The organism is Thermobispora bispora DSM 43833 (genome assembly GCF_000092645.1).
GTDB lineage: Bacteria > Actinomycetota > Actinomycetes > Streptosporangiales > Streptosporangiaceae > Thermobispora > Thermobispora bispora.
In genome coordinates this window covers 885,851-901,687 of sequence record NC_014165.1, presented here as the reverse complement: position 1 = coordinate 901,687, position 15,837 = coordinate 885,851, and the positions used below count along the sequence as shown (strand labels likewise).

9 protein-coding genes and 1 other RNA gene are annotated in these 15,837 nt (G+C 71.5%); 2 read left to right on the top strand and 8 right to left on the bottom strand.

The genetic code is table 11. The features are described 5' to 3' along the window. The first annotated feature begins 319 nt into the window (after positions 1–319). Positions 320–1,402 carry a S1C family serine protease gene (locus TBIS_RS03985; RefSeq protein WP_242384307.1) on the top strand — a complete coding sequence of 361 codons (1,083 nt, stop codon included), beginning with the start codon at positions 320–322 and terminating at the stop codon, positions 1,400–1,402. Positions 1,403–1,823: 421 nt separating this feature from the next. On the opposite strand, the gene TBIS_RS18510 is transcribed toward TBIS_RS03985, so the two are convergent. The 7 genes from TBIS_RS18510 to prfB all read right to left on the bottom strand — a co-directional run bounded on the left by TBIS_RS18510 (position 1,824) and on the right by prfB (position 9,151). Continuing rightward, a complete protein-coding gene (locus tag TBIS_RS18510; RefSeq protein WP_241019861.1) occupies positions 1,824–2,384 on the bottom strand; it encodes a GntR family transcriptional regulator in 561 nt (186 codons plus the stop codon). Positions 2,385–2,590: 206 nt separating this feature from the next. Continuing rightward, positions 2,591–2,974, bottom strand: a transfer-messenger RNA (tmRNA) gene (gene ssrA / locus TBIS_RS18505). 568 nt (positions 2,975–3,542) lie between these two features. Continuing rightward, the gene (locus TBIS_RS03975; protein ID WP_013131053.1) at positions 3,543–5,435 is read right to left on the bottom strand and encodes a penicillin-binding transpeptidase domain-containing protein; all 1,893 of its coding nucleotides are present in this window, start codon (positions 5,433–5,435) and stop codon (positions 3,543–3,545) included. 3 nt (positions 5,436–5,438) lie between these two features. Further along, positions 5,439–5,921 carry an SsrA-binding protein SmpB gene (gene smpB / locus TBIS_RS03970; RefSeq protein WP_013131052.1) on the bottom strand — a complete coding sequence of 161 codons (483 nt, stop codon included), beginning with the start codon at positions 5,919–5,921 and terminating at the stop codon, positions 5,439–5,441. 101 nt (positions 5,922–6,022) lie between these two features. Next, positions 6,023–6,922 (bottom strand): permease-like cell division protein FtsX, encoded by a 900-nt coding sequence (gene ftsX, locus TBIS_RS03965; RefSeq protein WP_013131051.1) that lies wholly within the window; start codon positions 6,920–6,922, stop codon positions 6,023–6,025. A 9-nt stretch (positions 6,923–6,931) separates the two neighbouring features. After that, positions 6,932–7,621 (bottom strand): cell division ATP-binding protein FtsE, encoded by a 690-nt coding sequence (gene ftsE, locus TBIS_RS03960; RefSeq protein WP_013131050.1) that lies wholly within the window; start codon positions 7,619–7,621, stop codon positions 6,932–6,934. Positions 7,622–8,014: 393 nt separating this feature from the next. Next, positions 8,015–9,151, bottom strand: coding sequence for a peptide chain release factor 2 (gene prfB, locus TBIS_RS03955; protein WP_013131048.1), 1,137 nt, complete (start codon positions 9,149–9,151; stop codon positions 8,015–8,017). A gap of 84 nt (positions 9,152–9,235) precedes the next feature. Between prfB and TBIS_RS03950 the strand changes: the two genes are divergently transcribed. Further along, complete coding sequence (locus TBIS_RS03950; RefSeq protein WP_013131047.1) at positions 9,236–10,297, top strand: DUF8094 domain-containing protein; 1,062 nt, start codon at positions 9,236–9,238, stop codon at positions 10,295–10,297. On the opposite strand, the gene TBIS_RS03945 is transcribed toward TBIS_RS03950, so the two are convergent. Continuing rightward, complete coding sequence (locus tag TBIS_RS03945; RefSeq protein ID WP_013131046.1) at positions 10,298–15,238, bottom strand: NAD-glutamate dehydrogenase; 4,941 nt, start codon at positions 15,236–15,238, stop codon at positions 10,298–10,300. It lies immediately after the preceding gene. Positions 15,239–15,837 lie beyond the last annotated feature (599 nt).

Genomic DNA, 15,837 nt, shown 5'->3' with positions numbered 1-15,837 from the left:
GCACGATATCACGGATACCCCCTACCCCTAAGGGGTACATACCGACGCGGAGCCGCCCCGCGGCGGCCGGGCCACGAAGAGGCACGTCACGGCCTGGGCGGCGCGGAGCCGGTGCGCGGCCGCCCCGCGGCGATGAACGCCATGCCGGAAATGCCGTGCCGGAACGCCGCACCGCCGCGGCGGGGAGGCGCTCTCCCGTCACCGCCCGGCAGAGCGGCCGCGACGGCGGCCGGGGTGCACCCGCCCCATCGCGCGGTGCGGTCATGACCGCCCGCCGGTCCCGTGCCGGGGGTACCCAGGAGGTATGAGGATCTCAAGGTTGTCAGCGTGGACCGTGGCGGCGGCGTTGCTCATCGGCGCCACCGGATGCCAGGCCGATGCGGACGGCGGCGACGCCGCGGGCGAGGCCACCTCCGCCACGCAGGTCACCACGCCCGCGCCCACCTCTGCCGCCCTCCTCCCCGAGCCGCCCGCGGAGGTGAGCGCGCTGCAGAGCCGGTACGAGCAGGTGATCAAGGCCGTGCTCCCATCGATCGTGCAGGTCACCACGTCCGAGTCCCTCGGCTCCGGCGTGGTGTTCGACGCCGAGGGCCACATCATCACCAACGCCCACGTGCTCGGCCGGGCGCGCGAGGCCGAGGTCACGCTCGCCACCGGCGGGGAGCCCAAACGGGCGGAGCTGGTGAACCTCTTCCCCGCCGGCGACCTCGCGGTGCTCAAGGTCGCCGACCCCAGCGGGCTCACCCCGGCCCGGTTCGGCCGCTCCTCCGAGGTCCAGGTGGGCCAGATCGTGCTGGCGCTGGGCAACCCGCTCGGCTACTCCGGCAGCGTCACCCAGGGCATCGTCTCGGCCCTCGGCCGTACCGTCTCGGCGCCCGCGCAGAACGGCCTCCCGGGCGCGACCATCATCGACGCCATCCAGACCTCGGCGCCGATCAACCGCGGCAACAGCGGCGGCGCGCTCGTCGACCTGCGCGGGCAGGTGGTCGGCATCCCCACGCTCGCCGCGGTCGACCCCCAGCTCGGCGCGGCCCCGGGCATCGGCTTCGCCATCCCGAGCGACACCGCCGTCGACATCGCCCGGCAGATCATCCAGCACGGCAAGGTGGTCAACTCCCGCCGGGCGGCGCTCGGCATCAGCGCGGGCACGGCGATCGACCTGTTCGGCAACCCCACCGGCGTGCTGGTCAGCGCGGTCACTCCCGGCGGCGCCGCCGATCGGGCGGGGATCCGGCCGGGCGACGTGATCCTCAGCATCAACGGCCGGCCCACCCGGACCTCGTACACGCTCTCCCAGATCCTCGCCACCTACAAGCCGGGGGAGACGGTGCGGGTGGAGCTGCGCCGCGCCTTCGGCCGGACCACCACCGTCGAGGTCACCCTGGAGGAGCTCCCCTCGTGACCCGGGGTCCCCGCCCGGCCGCGCACCCGTCCGGCCCCGCGGGCGGTCCGTGCCCGGGCGTTCTGGGGTGGCGGCCCTCCCCCGGGCGCCCACCCCTCGGCGCATCCGCCTTCGCGCCCCTCGATGAGCTTTCCCGCGCCCGGAGGCACGGGTGACCAGCGCCACCCCGCCCCGGCTCCCGCATCTCGGCGAGCGTCTCCGGCTTCAGCACGCCCCGGGGTGTCCCCGGGCGCCCGCCCCCGGCGGCGGCCCCGTCCTCCGGCCGGGCCGGTCCACGGGACCGGGTGAGCGGTGGGCGACGCGAGGGCCGCGGGAGGACCGGCACGGGGGTACGCGCGAAGGTGGGGTCACGCGGGCAGGTGGGGTTCGCGCACGACCGGGCCGGTGCGCCGGGACGGCCGGCGGCCCGCCCGAGCCGGGCTCAGAACTCGTCCGCCCCGCTCACCTGGGTGATCGGGAAGACGTGGCGGGAGGCGGCGCAGACGGTCTCCAGCGCGTGGATCGGGGTGTCGTCGGCCGAGTAGCTCGTCCGCAGGATCTGGACCACCCACTCGCCGGCGCCGAGCTCGAGCGTCTCCGCCTCGGTTCCGGTGGCCGGGCGGGCGATCAGGTACTCCTCGGCGCGGCCGAACCGGTGGCCGAGCGCCTCGATCGCGGCCTGCAGGCTGGGGGTGAGGAAGCCGGGCCGGCTCAGCGCCGTGCCGCCGAACAGGTCGAGGCGGAGGAAGCTGGTGGCGACCCGCACCGGAACGCCCTCGGCGAGCAGCAGCTTGCGCCGGGCGATCACCTCGGTGCCCGGTTCGACCCGCAGCGCCTCGGCGACGTGCGCGGGCGCGGGCTCCGGGCCGACGTAGAGCATCCGCCGGTCGGCGCGGACCCCCTGCCGGGCCGCCTCGGTCAGGAAGAGCGACGCCGATCCCCGGACGGCCGGCTCGGTGGGGATCGCGCGCCGCACCACCACACGCCCGCCTGGCCCGACCACGACCGATCCTCCTTCCGCCCGGTTCCGCTCCGGCCGTGGCCCGTCCGCCGGCGCCGGCCGCTCCCACCCGGCGCGGCGGATGTCCGCACCCGGACGGGACGCGGCACGGTGCCGGGACGGCGCCCCGGCCTGCCGCCACGAGCTTATCCGGCCTGATCCGGTGGGGTTTCAACGAAAAACGGCCGATGCGTCGCATCGGCCGTTCGTCGTGGAGGTGGCGGGAATCGAACCCGCGTCCTTCAACACCAAGCCAGGGCTTCTCCGGGTGCAGCCTGCTAGGCGTTTTACTCGGCCCCGGCGCTCACGCAGGCAAGTCGCCGACAGGCCCAGTCACTGTGCGATGTCCCGGACGGCTCCGTGACCGAGCCGGCCGGTCAGCCTCCTACCGATGTCAGTACCGGGCCGGAGGCGCTCCCGGACTGACAGAGGTCTCGCTGATCAGGCAGCGAGAGCCAGGGAAGCCTGGCTAACCTCAGCGTGCTTCTTGTTGGCACTTATTTTTCGCGGACACAGTGTTGACGGGGTGATGTCCGCCGTCCCCGACCCGCTTCCCCTGACTTGCAGTGCCGAAGTCGAAGCCAGTCACCCCCTGTGCAGTTGTCAAGCTCGCCCGATGAGCACCTTCAGTCTACCTAGTAGGACATCGGTGCGGCGACCGTTTATTCCGCCCGCGCCCGGCTCCGGCGCGCACCCGGAAAGCCCCGGCGCGCACCCGGAAGGCGCACCCGGAAAAGGCTCCGAAAAGCGAGAGCCCCGGAGGCGCCGCGCTAGCACGTGCCTCCGGGGCCGACCGGCAGGGTCGAGCCGGTCCGGACGGCAGGGCTCCCCCCGAGATGGAGCCCTGGTCTCATCACGGCGACTGAGCTCCGCAACCCCCCAAGCGGCGCTCAGTCACCCGGTAAGACGCCGGGCGCACCCCGAAAGGTTGCTCGCCGTGCGGAGATGTTGCCGAGATCTCACCGTGACCTCACGGAGTTCTTCCGTGACCCCGAGATCTCGCCGGGGCCGCCGAGCGGGGTGCGGACACCCCATCGGCCCGTGACCGTGGCCACGGCGGCGCGGCCCCGGATTCGCGGCCGCCCGCGCCCGGCCGCCCGTCACCGGCGCTCCCGGCCCGCGGGACCGGCTCGTCGCCGGGGCGGGCTCGGGTCCCGGCGCTCACAACCGGACGCGCGCGTTCCGGAAGAAGCTCCCGGCGATCGCCGCGGCGGCCGACTTGTCGTCGCTCGCGGCCATCACGGCCACGGCCACATCGCCCTGCCAGCCCACGAACCACGACAGGCTGGTGCGCTTCTTCCCCTCGATGTGGTCGGCGAGCCCGGCCACGCCGTGCACGGCGCCCCCGGGCGCGGCCGCGGCGCGGGCCATGCCGGAGGTGACCCCGGCGCGCATGAGCTCGCGCAGCTTCGTCACGGTCCCCGGGTCGAGCCGCACCGGCTGCGCCTCGGGCCGCCGCGCCCCGTCGGACGAGGGCTCCGGGAGGGTGGACGGCGAGGTGACCAGGACCGGGGGACGCCACGTGCCCGTGTTCACCGCGGCGGCGACGAGGGCCATCGCGAGCGGGCTCACCTGGACCGTCTGGCCCGCGATGATGCGGGCGACCGCGGCGTCGCTGTCCGCCCGGGGCAGGCTGCCGCTGAACGTGCGGAGGGGGAGCTCCCAGTCCACGCCGATGCCGTACCGCGCCGCGGTGACGCGGATCGCCTCGCCGTCGACCCGCCGGGCGAGCGAGGCGAGCGCGGTGACGCACCCCTGGGCGAAGTCGGTGCGGAAGGTGGGCGTCTGCAGGGTGAGGACCCCCGGCTCCTGGAACCGGGCGCCGCCGACCGAGCGCTCAGGGGTGCACGGCACCCGCTGCTCCGGGTTGAAGCCGGACCTCAGCAGCGCGTCGGCCGCCACGATCGAGAAGACCGACCCGGCCGGGTACCGCCCGGCGAGCGCGTCCCGCTCCTGGTGGAGCTGGTTCGTGGCGACCGCGAGGACGTGCCCGGTCGAGGCCTGGACCGCGACGAGCGCCGCCGGCCGGGGGCCGACCACGGCCGCGTCCGCGGCGCTCTGCAGCCGGCTGTCGATCGTCGTCTGCACCGGGGTGGGCTTGCGCACCGGCCGCCAGGCCTGAAGCTCCTTGATCTGGCGCCCGGTCTGGGCGTCGAGGATGACCACGCTCGTCTCGGTCGTGCCGGTGAGCTGGTCCTGGTAGGCCCGTTGCAGCCCTTCCCGGCCGAAGGAGTCGCCGGCCCGCTGGGGCCCGCCGAGCGCCTGCTCGGCCTCGGGGGTGATCGCGCTCACCCGGCCGACGATCTGAGTGGGCGACTTCGGCGCGACCGGGGCGTTGTCCGTGACGATCCGGATGCCCTGGATCGCCCGGAGCCGCTGGTGGATCTGCGCGTACTTGGTCCGCCCGAACGTCGCGAGGGCGACGAAGTCCTTCGGCGGCGCGGAGCGGATCCGGCTGAGCAGGCGGTCCTGGGCGAACCCGGTGACCCGGGAGAGCTCCCCGCAGAGCCGCTCCGGGTCCTTGATCTCCGCCGGGTAGACGCCGGCCACGTAGAGGACGGTCTCGTTCTGGAGCGGATCGCCGTGGCGGTCGAGGATCGGCTGCCGCCCCTGCGGCTTGGTCGCCACGGCGAAGCGCTGCCCCGGGCGCAGGTCGGGGTGGATCACGCTCGGCGACCACCGGACCTTCCACCGCCCGCCGACCAGGCGGAGCGGCAGGCTGCCGTCGTACTCCCACAGCGGGGTGTTCTCCCCGAGATCCACCTCGGCGTGGAAGTCGGCCCGGGCGGTGTCGCCGTCCCGCGTGATCCCCTTGATCGAGAACCGGATCGAGGCGGCGTCGAGCTGCTGCTTGGCGTCCGCCAGCGCCTTCCGTACGGTGGCCGGATTCGCGTCGGCGCGGCGCGCGGCGCTCGCGTAGTCCCCCGTCTGCCAGCCGACGAGGAACTCGCGCACCGCCTCGTGCGGGGACGACTCTTCCAGGCACCCGGTGAGCAGGGGTACGGCCAGTCCCAAGGCGAGCGCTGCCCGTACGGCTCTCGCGTGGGCGGACACGGCCTAGCGGCCTCCCCGGCGGCGGAGGGCGTTCGACATGGCCCGGGCCATCTCCCGCTTGGCCTGCTTCTCCAGCAGGGCCTGCCGCTTGTCGTAGCTCTTCTTACCCCGGGCGACGCCGATCTCGACCTTGGCCTTGCCGTCCTTGAAGTACAGCGAGAGCGGGACCAGGGTGAGACCGCGCTCCTTGAGCACCGCCTCCAGCTTGGCGATCTCCTTGCGGTGCAGGAGGAGCTTCCGGGTCCGGCGCGGCGCGTGGTTGGTCCACGTGCCGTGGCTGTACTCCGGGATGTGCACGTTGATCAGCCAGACCTCACCGTCCTTCACGGTGGCGTACCCCTCGGTGAGGTTGGCCCTGCCCGCGCGCAGCGACTTGACCTCCGTCCCGGTCAGCACGATGCCGGCCTCGTACGTGTCCTCGATGAAGTAGTCGTGCTTCGCACGCCTGTTCTGCGCGATCAGCTTGCGCCCGGTCTCACGTGGCATACGGGGAGCCTACCGCCGGGGAGAGGAGTGCCGACCACGCGCGGCGGACGCCGGAACACCGCCGGCGCGGAGCGTTCCGGCGCGGGGTGTTCCGGCGTCCGTCACACGCGCAGGTAGCGGCGGAGCGTGATGAACGAGGCGAGCACACAGATCACCACGCCCACCGCCATGGTCACGAAGATGATCACGGCGACCGTGTTCCAGCTCAGCGGGGCCGCCATGTACATCTGGATGCCCTCGAAGATGAGGATCTTCGTGATGATCAGCAGGACCGCGGCGAGCACGCCGCCGATGAGCCCTGCGATCAGGCCCTCCATGACGAAGGGCAGCTGGATGTAGAGGTTGGAGGCGCCGACCAGCCGCATGATCGCCGTTTCCCGGCGCCGGTTATAGGCGGACAGGCGCACGGTATTGCCGATCAGCAGCGTCGCCGCGATCAACATGAGGATCGCCACGCCGAGGGCCATGTTCCTCAGCTTCCCCATGAAGCCGAACAGCGACTGGAGCAGCTCCCGTTGGTTGACGATGTTCGACACCCCGGGCTGCCCGGTCAGTGCCTCCTGAACGGCGTTCGCCTTCTCCGGGTCCTTGAGCTTGACCCGGAACGACTCCGGCATGTCCTCCACGCTGGTGATCGACAGCAGGAGCCGGTTGGTCTCGGTCGCCTGGAAGTTCTTGTAGGCCTGGGTCTGGTCCTCGAACTCGACCCGCTCCACGTCGGGCAGGCTCTCGATCGTTTGCTTGAGCCGGGCCTTCTCCTCCTCGGTGGCCGCGCCCCTGTTCCGGCAGGCGGGGAAGGACGAGTTCTTGCTGCACAGGTAGACCGAGATCTCGACCTTGTTCGCCCAGTAGCCGGTCAGGGACATGACCTGGGAATTGATCATCAGCGCGACGCCGAGCAGCGCCATGCCGACGGCGACGGTCACGATCACCGCGATGGTCATCGTGATGTTCCGCCGCAGGCCTATCCAGACCTCGGAGAAGATGAAAGCTGCCCGCATCGATCACTCCTAATACGCCTGGCCGTACACGCCGCGCGACTGGTCACGGACGATCTTGCCGTCCTCCAGCTCCACGACGCGTTTGCGCATGGAGTCGACGATGGCGGCATCGTGGGTCGCCATGAGGACCGTGGTCCCAGTCCGGTTGATCCGGTCCAGCACCTTCATGATTCCGATGCTGGTGGCGGGGTCGATGTTCCCGGTCGGCTCGTCGGCCAGCAGGATCATGGGCCGGTTGACGAAGGCGCGGGCCATGGCCACCCGCTGCTGCTCACCACCGGAAAGCTCATGGGGCATGCGATGCGCCTTGCCCTCGAGCCCCACCAGTTCGATCACCTCGGGGACCACTTTCCGGATGAACCTGCGAGGCTTCCCGATGACCTCGAGTGCGAACGCGACGTTCTCGTAGACGTTCTTGTTGGGCAGCAGCCGGAAGTCCTGGAAAACACAGCCGATCCGGCGTCGCAGGTGCGGAACCTTGAAGTTGGACAGCCGCGACAGGTCCTTTCCGGCGACATGAATCGTGCCGGAATCCGGCTTCTCCTCCCTAAGGATCAACCGGAGGAATGTGGACTTCCCTGACCCTGATGGGCCGACCAGGAAGACGAACTCGCCCTTGCCGATGTCGAGCGTCACGCGGTCGAGGGCTGGTCGGCTTTGGTTCGGGTAGACCTTGGTGACATTATCGAAATGGATCACGGGCGCATCACGGCTAGCCAGTCTAGGGGGTGGGACTTTCGGCCGGTAACCGCCGGCCACTCGTCAGTGAGCCGAGCATCCGCTTGGCCAAGGGCCAGTCTAGGGGGTAAGACTGGCATAGAACGTCCATAACGGAAGTTAATCAATATGCGCTAGGTTTCAGGGGCGGTCGATCCGGTATGAGCTGCGAACATCTCATCTGCGCGGCGTGTTCTGGCCCCGTCGTGGAGGGGCGCTGCCCCGTCTGCCGGGAAGGTAGGGCCAAAGTCCATCACCACGGGATCACGGGCCTGCCACCTGTGGTCATCGCCCTGGCCGTACTCCTGGTGGCGGCCCTGCTGGCACTGAAGCACGTCAGCGGATACTAGGCGACCCGAGGCCCGTAAGGCTAGCTCATCCCTTGTTCTCCTGCTTCTCTTCCTTGCTCGCCTCCTGGCGGCGCAGCCAGCGGATCTCGGCCTCGATGAACTGGTCGAGATCGCCGTCGAGCACCGCGGTCGGGTTGCCGGACTCCACACCCGTGCGCAGATCCTTGACGATCTGGTACGGATGCAGCACATAGTTACGGATCTGCGTGCCCCAGGAGGTCGTGGTCTCGCCACGCAGCTCGGCCATCGCCTGAGCCTCCTCCTGACGCTTCCGCTCGAGCAGCTTGGCCTTGAGCACCGCCATCGCGGTCGCCCGGTTCTGTAGCTGGGACCGCTCGTTCTGGCACGACACCACGATGCCCGTGGGCAGGTGGGTGATCCGGACCGCCGAGTCGGTGGTGTTCACCCCCTGGCCGCCCGGGCCAGACGAACGGTAGACGTCGATCCGGATCTCGTCCTCGTTGATCTCGATGTCGTCGGTCTGCTCGACGACGGGCATCACGTCCACCCCGGCGAACGAGGTCTGCCGCCGGGCCTGGTTGTCGAACGGGCTGATCCGGACCAGCCGGTGCGTGCCGTGCTCTCCCTTGAGCGTGCCGTACGCGTAGGGGGCCTTGACCGTGAAGGTCACCGACTTGATCCCGGCCTCCTCGGCGTACGAGGTGTCGTAGATCTCCGTCGGGTAGCCCTTCCGCTCCGCCCACCTGAGGTACATGCGGAGCAGCATCTGCGCCCAGTCGGCCGCGTCGACCCCGCCGGCCTGGGCGTTGATCGTGATGAGGGCCTCGCGCTCGTCGTACTCGCCCGACAGGAGCGTCCGCACCTCGAGCGCCCCGATGTCGGACTTGAGCTTGGCCAGCTCCCGCTCGGCCTCGGCGAGCGCCTCCTGGTCCCCCTCCTCGGCCGCGAGCTCGAAGAGCACGGGGAGGTCCTCCAGGCGGCGCGCCAGCTCCTCGATGCGGTTGACCTCACCCTGCAGGTGGGAAAGTCGGCTCGTGACCCGCTGAGCCTTCTCCGGGTCGTTCCACAGATCGGGCGCGGCAGCCTGCTCCTCCAACTCGGCGATCTGCTTACGCAGGCCGTCGATGTCGAGGACGTCCTGGATGCCCCTCAGAGTGCCGGTAAGCTCGTTGATCTGTTCGGCCGGATCGATGACTGCCACGTCTGTAAAGGGTACGCGAACCACGGACGCGGTCAGGTTCCACGTGGCGATGGTGGTGGCACCGCGTCGCAGCGGGAGGACGGCGTGACGAGGATCGTGCGAGGCGCGCTCGCCCTCGCCCTCGCCTGTGCCACGGTCGCCTGCTCCAGCGGCGAGGCGGCGGAGCATGCCGCGACGACCCCGGCCGCGGCCGAGGAGACGCCGGCCACGCCGGGGTCCCCGGGCCCGCCGGATCAGGCCGTGACGCTCGACGAGGCCCGCGACGCGCTCGACACCCACCTCGCCACCGACGACGTGGTCCGGGCCGCCCTCGCCGACCGATGGGCGCTCGCCCTCACCCGGGACGGCCACCGCATGATCACGCTGGCCGCGATCCACTCCCACGGCGGCGACCCGCCCCGCTACTCGTGGGGCCGCCGGGAGGTGTACGTGCCCCGGCAGAGCCCGGGCCGGTCGCCCCAGTGGTTCCTCGCCACGGCGGAGCGGCGCGACCCGTCCGGGGAGACCCGGCTCGCCGTGCTCGTCTTCGCCCGGCAGGGCGAGGGGGCGCGGTGGCAGGTGAGCCACGAGTCCCTGCTCTACCCGGAGGAGGGCCTGCCGGAGATCGCGCTCGACGACGACGGGTACGCGACCGCCCTCGACCCCCGCGACCAGTCGGTCGCGGTCAGCCCGAACCTCATGGGCCCCCTGCACGCGACGATCGCCGAGGAGGGGCCCCAGGGCTTCGCGTCAGGGCTGATCGCCCCCGGGCCGCACACCACCGGCTTCTACGCCGAGATCGAGGAGACGCGGCGCACGGCCCGGGAGCGGGACTGCATGAACTACCGGTCGATCTTCGCGCTCGCCGCCAGGTACCCCGTCTTCGCCCTGCGCACCGCGGACGGCGGGGCGCTGGTCGCCTACACCCTGGTCCGGACGTCCACCTGGTCGCCCGGCAAGGAGCAGCTCAAGTGCGGTGAGGGGCGGCCGGTCCCCATCCCGCCCGAGGCGCGGTGGCTGCTCGGCGCCGGCGGCCCGATCATCCGCGAGGAGCGGCAGATCCAGGAGACCCAGCAGTACGTGGCCGCGGTGCCGCCGAAGGCCTCCACGGCGCCCGCGCACGTGATCGGGTACGAGGGCGCCGTGTCGAGCGCGACCAACCGCTGATCAGCCTTCGGCGTACGGCAGGTCGCTGGCGGTCACCAGCGTCCGGACCGCGCGCAGCGCCACGGAGAGCGTGGCGAGGTCGAAGGTGCCGCTCTCCCAGATCTCGGAGATCGTCTGCCGCATCCGGGCCAGGGCCGGCCGGTTCGCCTCGGTCCACCGGTCGAGCCGCTCCTCCGGGGAGAGCCCGGCCTCGCTGACCGTCAGCACCTGACGGGTCAGCACGGCGTGCGCCGCGTACAGGTCGTCGCGGAGCGCGGAGCGGGCCATGGAGCTCCACCGGCTGTCCCGCGGCAGCGCGATCACCCGCTCCCGGAGCCGGGTGAGCTCCAGCCGGTCGGCCAGGGCGAAGTAGACCTCGGCCACCTCCTGGAGCGGCCGGCCCGTCTGGGCGGCGATCTCCACCAGGTCGAACGTGGAGTAGGCGGGCACCATCACCGCGATGCGCTCGGCCAGGTCCTTCGGCACCCCGCGGGCGATGAAGTGGTCCCTCCGCTCCTCGTACGCGGCGAGGTCCCGGCCGACGAGCAGCGACGGCAGAACGCCGAGCAGCTCCCTGGCGCCCTTGGCGAAGAGCTCGGCCGTCGGCCCGAGCTCCACCGGCGGCCTCCGGTTGACGAGCAGCCACCGGGTCCCCCGCTCGGAGAGCTTCCGCGCCTCGAAGAGCATGGCGAGCTGCGTGGCGGTGTCCACCTTGTTGTCCAGCGCCTGGATCTGGCGCACCACGCCGGGGAGGTCGAACACCTCGCGGGTGACCAGGTAGGCGCGGACGATGTCGGCGGTGGAGGCCCCGGTCTCCTCCCAGAACCGGAAGAGGAACGTGGTCCCGCCGAAGTTGACCACGTCGTTCACCACGCGGGTGGTGATGATCTCCCGGCGGAGGGGGTGGGCGTCCATGTACGAGCGGAACCGCTCCCGGAGCGCCGACGGGAAGTACGACACGAGCCACGACTCCAGGTACGGCTCATCGGGGATGTCCGACTGGAGCAGCTCGGAGTCGATCAGCAGCTTGGTGTAGGCGAGCAGGACGGCGAACTCCGGGCCGGTGAGGCCGAGGCCGGCCTGCCGGCGCTCGGCGAGCGCCTTCTCCGAGGGCAGGGACTCCAGCTTCCGGTCGACCAGGCCGTCGCGCTCCAGCTTCCGCAGGTAGCGGGTGTGGACGTGGAGCATCTCCGGCGCCTGCGCCCGGGCGGCGGCGAGCACGAGGTTCTGCGCGTAGTTGTCCTCGAGCACCAGCCGGGCGACCTCGTCGGTCATGCCGAGGAAGATCCGGTCGCGCTCCTCGGCGGAGATCTCGCCGTCGCGGACCGCCTCGTCCAGGAGGATCTTGATGTTCACCTCGTGGTCGGAGGTGTCCACGCCGGCCGAGTTGTCGATGAAGTCGGTGTTGATCAGCCCGCCGCCCAGCGCGTACTCGATCCGGCCGAGCTGGGTGAAGCCGAGGTTGCCCCCTTCGCCGACGACCTTGCAGCGCAGCTCGGAGGCGTTCACCCGGACCGCGTCGTTGGCCTTGTCCCCGACGTCGGCGTTGTTCTCCGCGGTGGCCTTGACGAAGGTGCCGATGCCCCCGTTCCACAGCAGGTCCACCGGGGCGCGCAGGATCGCGCTGATCAGCTCGTTCGGGGTGAGCGACGTCACGCCGTCGGGCAGCCCGAGGGCGCTGCGCATCTGCGGGGAGACCGGGATGGACTTGGCCGTCCGCGGCCACACGCCGCCGCCCGGGGAGATGCACGACCGGTCGTAGTCGTCCCAGGAGCTGCGCGGGAGCCGGAAGAGCCGGAGCCGCTCGGCGTAGGAGCGGGCCGGGTCGGGCGAGGGGTCGACGAAGATGTGCCGGTGGTCGAAGGCGGCGATCAGCTTGATGTGCTCGGACTGGAGCATGCCGTTGCCGAACACGTCACCGGACATGTCGCCGATCCCGACGACGGTGAAGTCGGTGGTCTGGACGTCGATGCCCATGGTCCGGAAGTGGAACTTCACCGACTCCCACGCGCCGCGGGCGGTGATGCCCATCGCCTTGTGGTCGTAGCCGACCGAGCCGCCGGAGGCGAACGCGTCCCCGAGCCAGAACCCGTACTCCCGCGCCACCTCGTTGGCGATGTCGGAGAAGGTCGCGGTGCCCTTGTCCGCCGCGACCACCAGGTAGGGGTCGTCCCCGTCGTGCCGGACCGTGTCCGCCGGCGGCGTCACCCGGCCCCCGACCAGGTTGTCGGTGAGGTCGAGCATGCCGGAGATGAACTGGCGGTAGCACGCGATGCCCTCGGCGAGCTGCTCGTCCCGGCCGCCGGTGACCGGGCGCTTCACCACGAACCCGCCCTTGGACCCGGTCGGGACGATGACGGTGTTCTTCACCATCTGCGCCTTGACCAGGCCGAGGATCTCGGTGCGGAAGTCCTCCATCCGGTCCGACCAGCGGAGCCCGCCCCGGGCGACCTTGCCGAAGCGCAGGTGCACGCCCTCGACCCGCGGCGAGTAGACGAAGATCTCGTACTTCGGCCGCGGCTGCGGCAGCACGCTGATCGCCTGCGGGTCGAACTTCAGCGAGATGTACGGCTTGCGCTTGCCGGTGACGAACTTGCTCCCGCCCGATCCGGGGTCCCGGCCGTCGGCGCGGGCCGGCTGGAAGACGTTGGTCCGGAGCGTCGCGTTGATCATCTCGAGGTAGGCCCGGAGGATCCGGTCCTCGTCGAGCGAGGCGACGTCGTCGAGCGAGGCGAGGATCTCCTCGTTGAGCGCGTCGCAGACCTCGGTCCGCGCGTCCGCGGGCAGCCGGGGGTCGAACCGGGCCTCGAACAGGCGGACCAGCAGCCGGGCGATCCGGACGTTGCCGAGGAGGGCGCGCTCGATGTACTCCTGGCTGAACGTGGTCCCGGCCTGCCGGAGGTACCGCGCGTAGGCCCGCAGCACCTCGGCCTCCTCCCAGGTGAGGCCGGCGGCGAGCACGAGCGCGTTGAAGCCGTCGCACTCCACGTCGCCGCGCCACAGCACGGCGAAGGCGTCGTGGAACAGGCGCCGCAGCTCCCGCTCGTCCACGTCCGCGGGGGGCGTGAAGCGGAGCCCGAAGTCGTAGATCCACGCCTGGCCGGACGCGCCGTGGTCCCGGGTGATCTCGTACGGCCGCTCGTCCACGACCTCGACGCCCATCCGCTGGAGGAGCGGGAGCACCCGGGAGAGCGAGATCGGCGCGCCGAGGCGGTAGAGCGCGAACCGGTACTCGCCGGCGGCCGCCCCCTCGGGCCGGTAGAGGTTCATCCCGATGTCGGCGGGGTCGTCGCTGAGCCGCTCGAGCCGCTTGATGTCGGCGACCGCGTCGTACGGGGAGAAGTCCGCCTTGTAGCCCTCCGGGAAGGCCGAGCCGTACCGCTCGATCAGCCGGGCGGCCTCCTCGTCGCCGCAGAGCTCCTGGAGGGCGGCGGCGAGGTCGTCCTCCCAGATCCGCGCGGCCGCGGCGAGCCGGGCCTCGAGCTCCTCCACGTTCTCGGGGAGCTCGCGCACGGGCGTGTCCGGCTCCCCGCGGACCACGACGTGCAGCCGGGCGAGCATCGACTCGCCGACCACGGCGCTGTAGTCGAACGAGGTGCCGCCCAGCTCCTCCAGGAGGATCCGCTGCATGGCGACCCGGACCTTCGTGGTGTACCGGTCGCGCGGCAGGAAGATCAGGCAGGAGATGTACCGGCCGTAGTCGTCCCGGCGGAGGAAGAGCCGCACCTGCTTGCGCTCGCGGAGCCGGAGCAGGCCGAGCGCGATCGGGACGAGGTGGTCGACCGAGGTCTGGAAGAGCTCCGAGCGCGGGTAGGTGTCGAGGATCTCGATGAGGTCCTTGCCGTCGTGGCTGTCCGCGGCGATGCCGACCCGGTCGAGCACCTCGGCGAGCTTGCGCCGGAGCACCGGGATCCGGGTGATCGACTCGCTGTAGGCCGTGTGGGTGAACAGGCCGAGGAACCGGCGCTCGCCGATCACGTCGCCCTCGGGGGAGAAGACCTTCACCCCCACGTAGTCGAGGTAGTTCGGGCGGGAGACCGTCGAACGGCTGTTCGCCTTGGTGATGATGAGGACCCGGGGGTCCCGGGCCCGCGCCCTGAGCTCCGGGGAGAGGGCGGCGAAGCTGTCCGACTCGGCCTTGTCGGCGCGGAGGATGCCCAGACCGGTGCCCGGCACGGCGCTCAGGTGCTCGCCCTCCTCGGCGCGGGACAGCCGGTACTCGCGGCTGCCGAGGAAGAGGAAGTGCCCGTCGGCGAGCCAGCGGAGCAGGTCGGCGCTCTCCCCGACCTCGGCCGCGTCGACCGGGGGCGGGGCCGCGGTGAGGTCGTCGGCGATCCGCAGCACGAGCGCCCGCATCTTGTCCGCGTCCTCGACCGCGGAGCGGACGTCGAGGAGCACGCGCTGCAGGTCCTCCTCGAGCCGGGCGCACCTGGCCGGGTCGGGCTGCCGGTCGATCTCGATGTACATCCAGGACTCACGGATCACCTGGCCGCTGAGGTGCTCCGCGCCGGGGTCGAGGAGCGCGCCGGTCACGTCCCGCCGTACCTCCGGCTGCGGGTGGACGACCAGGTAGCACCCGATGCCGTGCCGGTCGATCTCGGCGGTCACCGAGTCCACGAGGTACGGCATGTCGTCGGTGACGATCTGCACCACGGAGCGGCCGGTCTCCCACCCGTCCTCATCGCGGGTGGGGGTGTGAACCCGGACCAGCGCCCGGCCCTGCGGGCGCAGCTCGGCCATGCGGCGGTGCGCGAGCGCCGGGCCGTACACCTCGGCGAGGCCGCGCCCGGTCAGTTCTTCGGGGGTGACGTTCTTGTAGTACCGCCGCAGATAGCCGAGCACGTCCTCGCCGTCGACCTGCCGCACGCCGAGCGTGTCGGCGCAGGCCTCGGCCGCGGCGCGGAGGAGCTCGTCCAGCGCTTTATCCGATTCGTCCCGGCTTAGCGCTACATCGAGCGACATCGTGTTACTCACTCCTTTGTGAGCGTGCAGGAAATCAGCCACGCCGGCCCATGACCCGGGATCCACGGCACCAGGCCCTCCCCTCTGGAACGGTGCCCGGGACGAGCGGCCTGTATCGGTCCCGATCGGCGGGACGGCCGCCCGGTGCCGTCGCCGGGCCGGCGGTCATGCGCCGTGCGGATCGCCGGCCGGTCTCGCGGTCCGCCGGGCGTTCCGCGAACGTCATCGCGGGCCCCCGGCGGCTCCCCGACCCCGTTGTCGGAGAGTCCGGGACCACGCACGAGCAGATGGATGAGAGTAGCATCCCACCGCCGCTGCGCCGCCGGCCGGGCATGGCGGAGCCCGATCCGCTGCGACCGGGCCGCGTGCCGGGGTGGACGCCGAAGCGGGAACGCGCGCCTGGGCCGCCCGGCCTCGCCGCGCGGGGGCCCACCGCTCCGGCCGCACACTGCGGCGGCGGAGCGCCCCCGTGCCCACCCCGCTGCATGCCCACTCCCGGCGGCGCTTGATCTTCTGTGACCGAAACCACGGGCCGTCAGCCCTGATCTCACCCTACGCCCGCGGCATTCGTCAATTTAGTGCACGATCATGAACATAGG

What these genes read in the sequence shown, in the direction of transcription:
- smpB (WP_013131052.1), bottom strand. Translation starts at nt 5,921, where the DNA reads ATGCCACGTGAGACCGGGCGCAAGCTGATCGCGCAGAACAGGCGTGCG.
- ftsX (WP_013131051.1), bottom strand. Translation starts at nt 6,922, where the DNA reads ATGCGGGCAGCTTTCATCTTCTCCGAGGTCTGGATAGGCCTGCGGCGG.
- TBIS_RS03945 (WP_013131046.1), bottom strand. Translation starts at nt 15,238, where the DNA reads ATGTCGCTCGATGTAGCGCTAAGCCGGGACGAATCGGATAAAGCGCTG.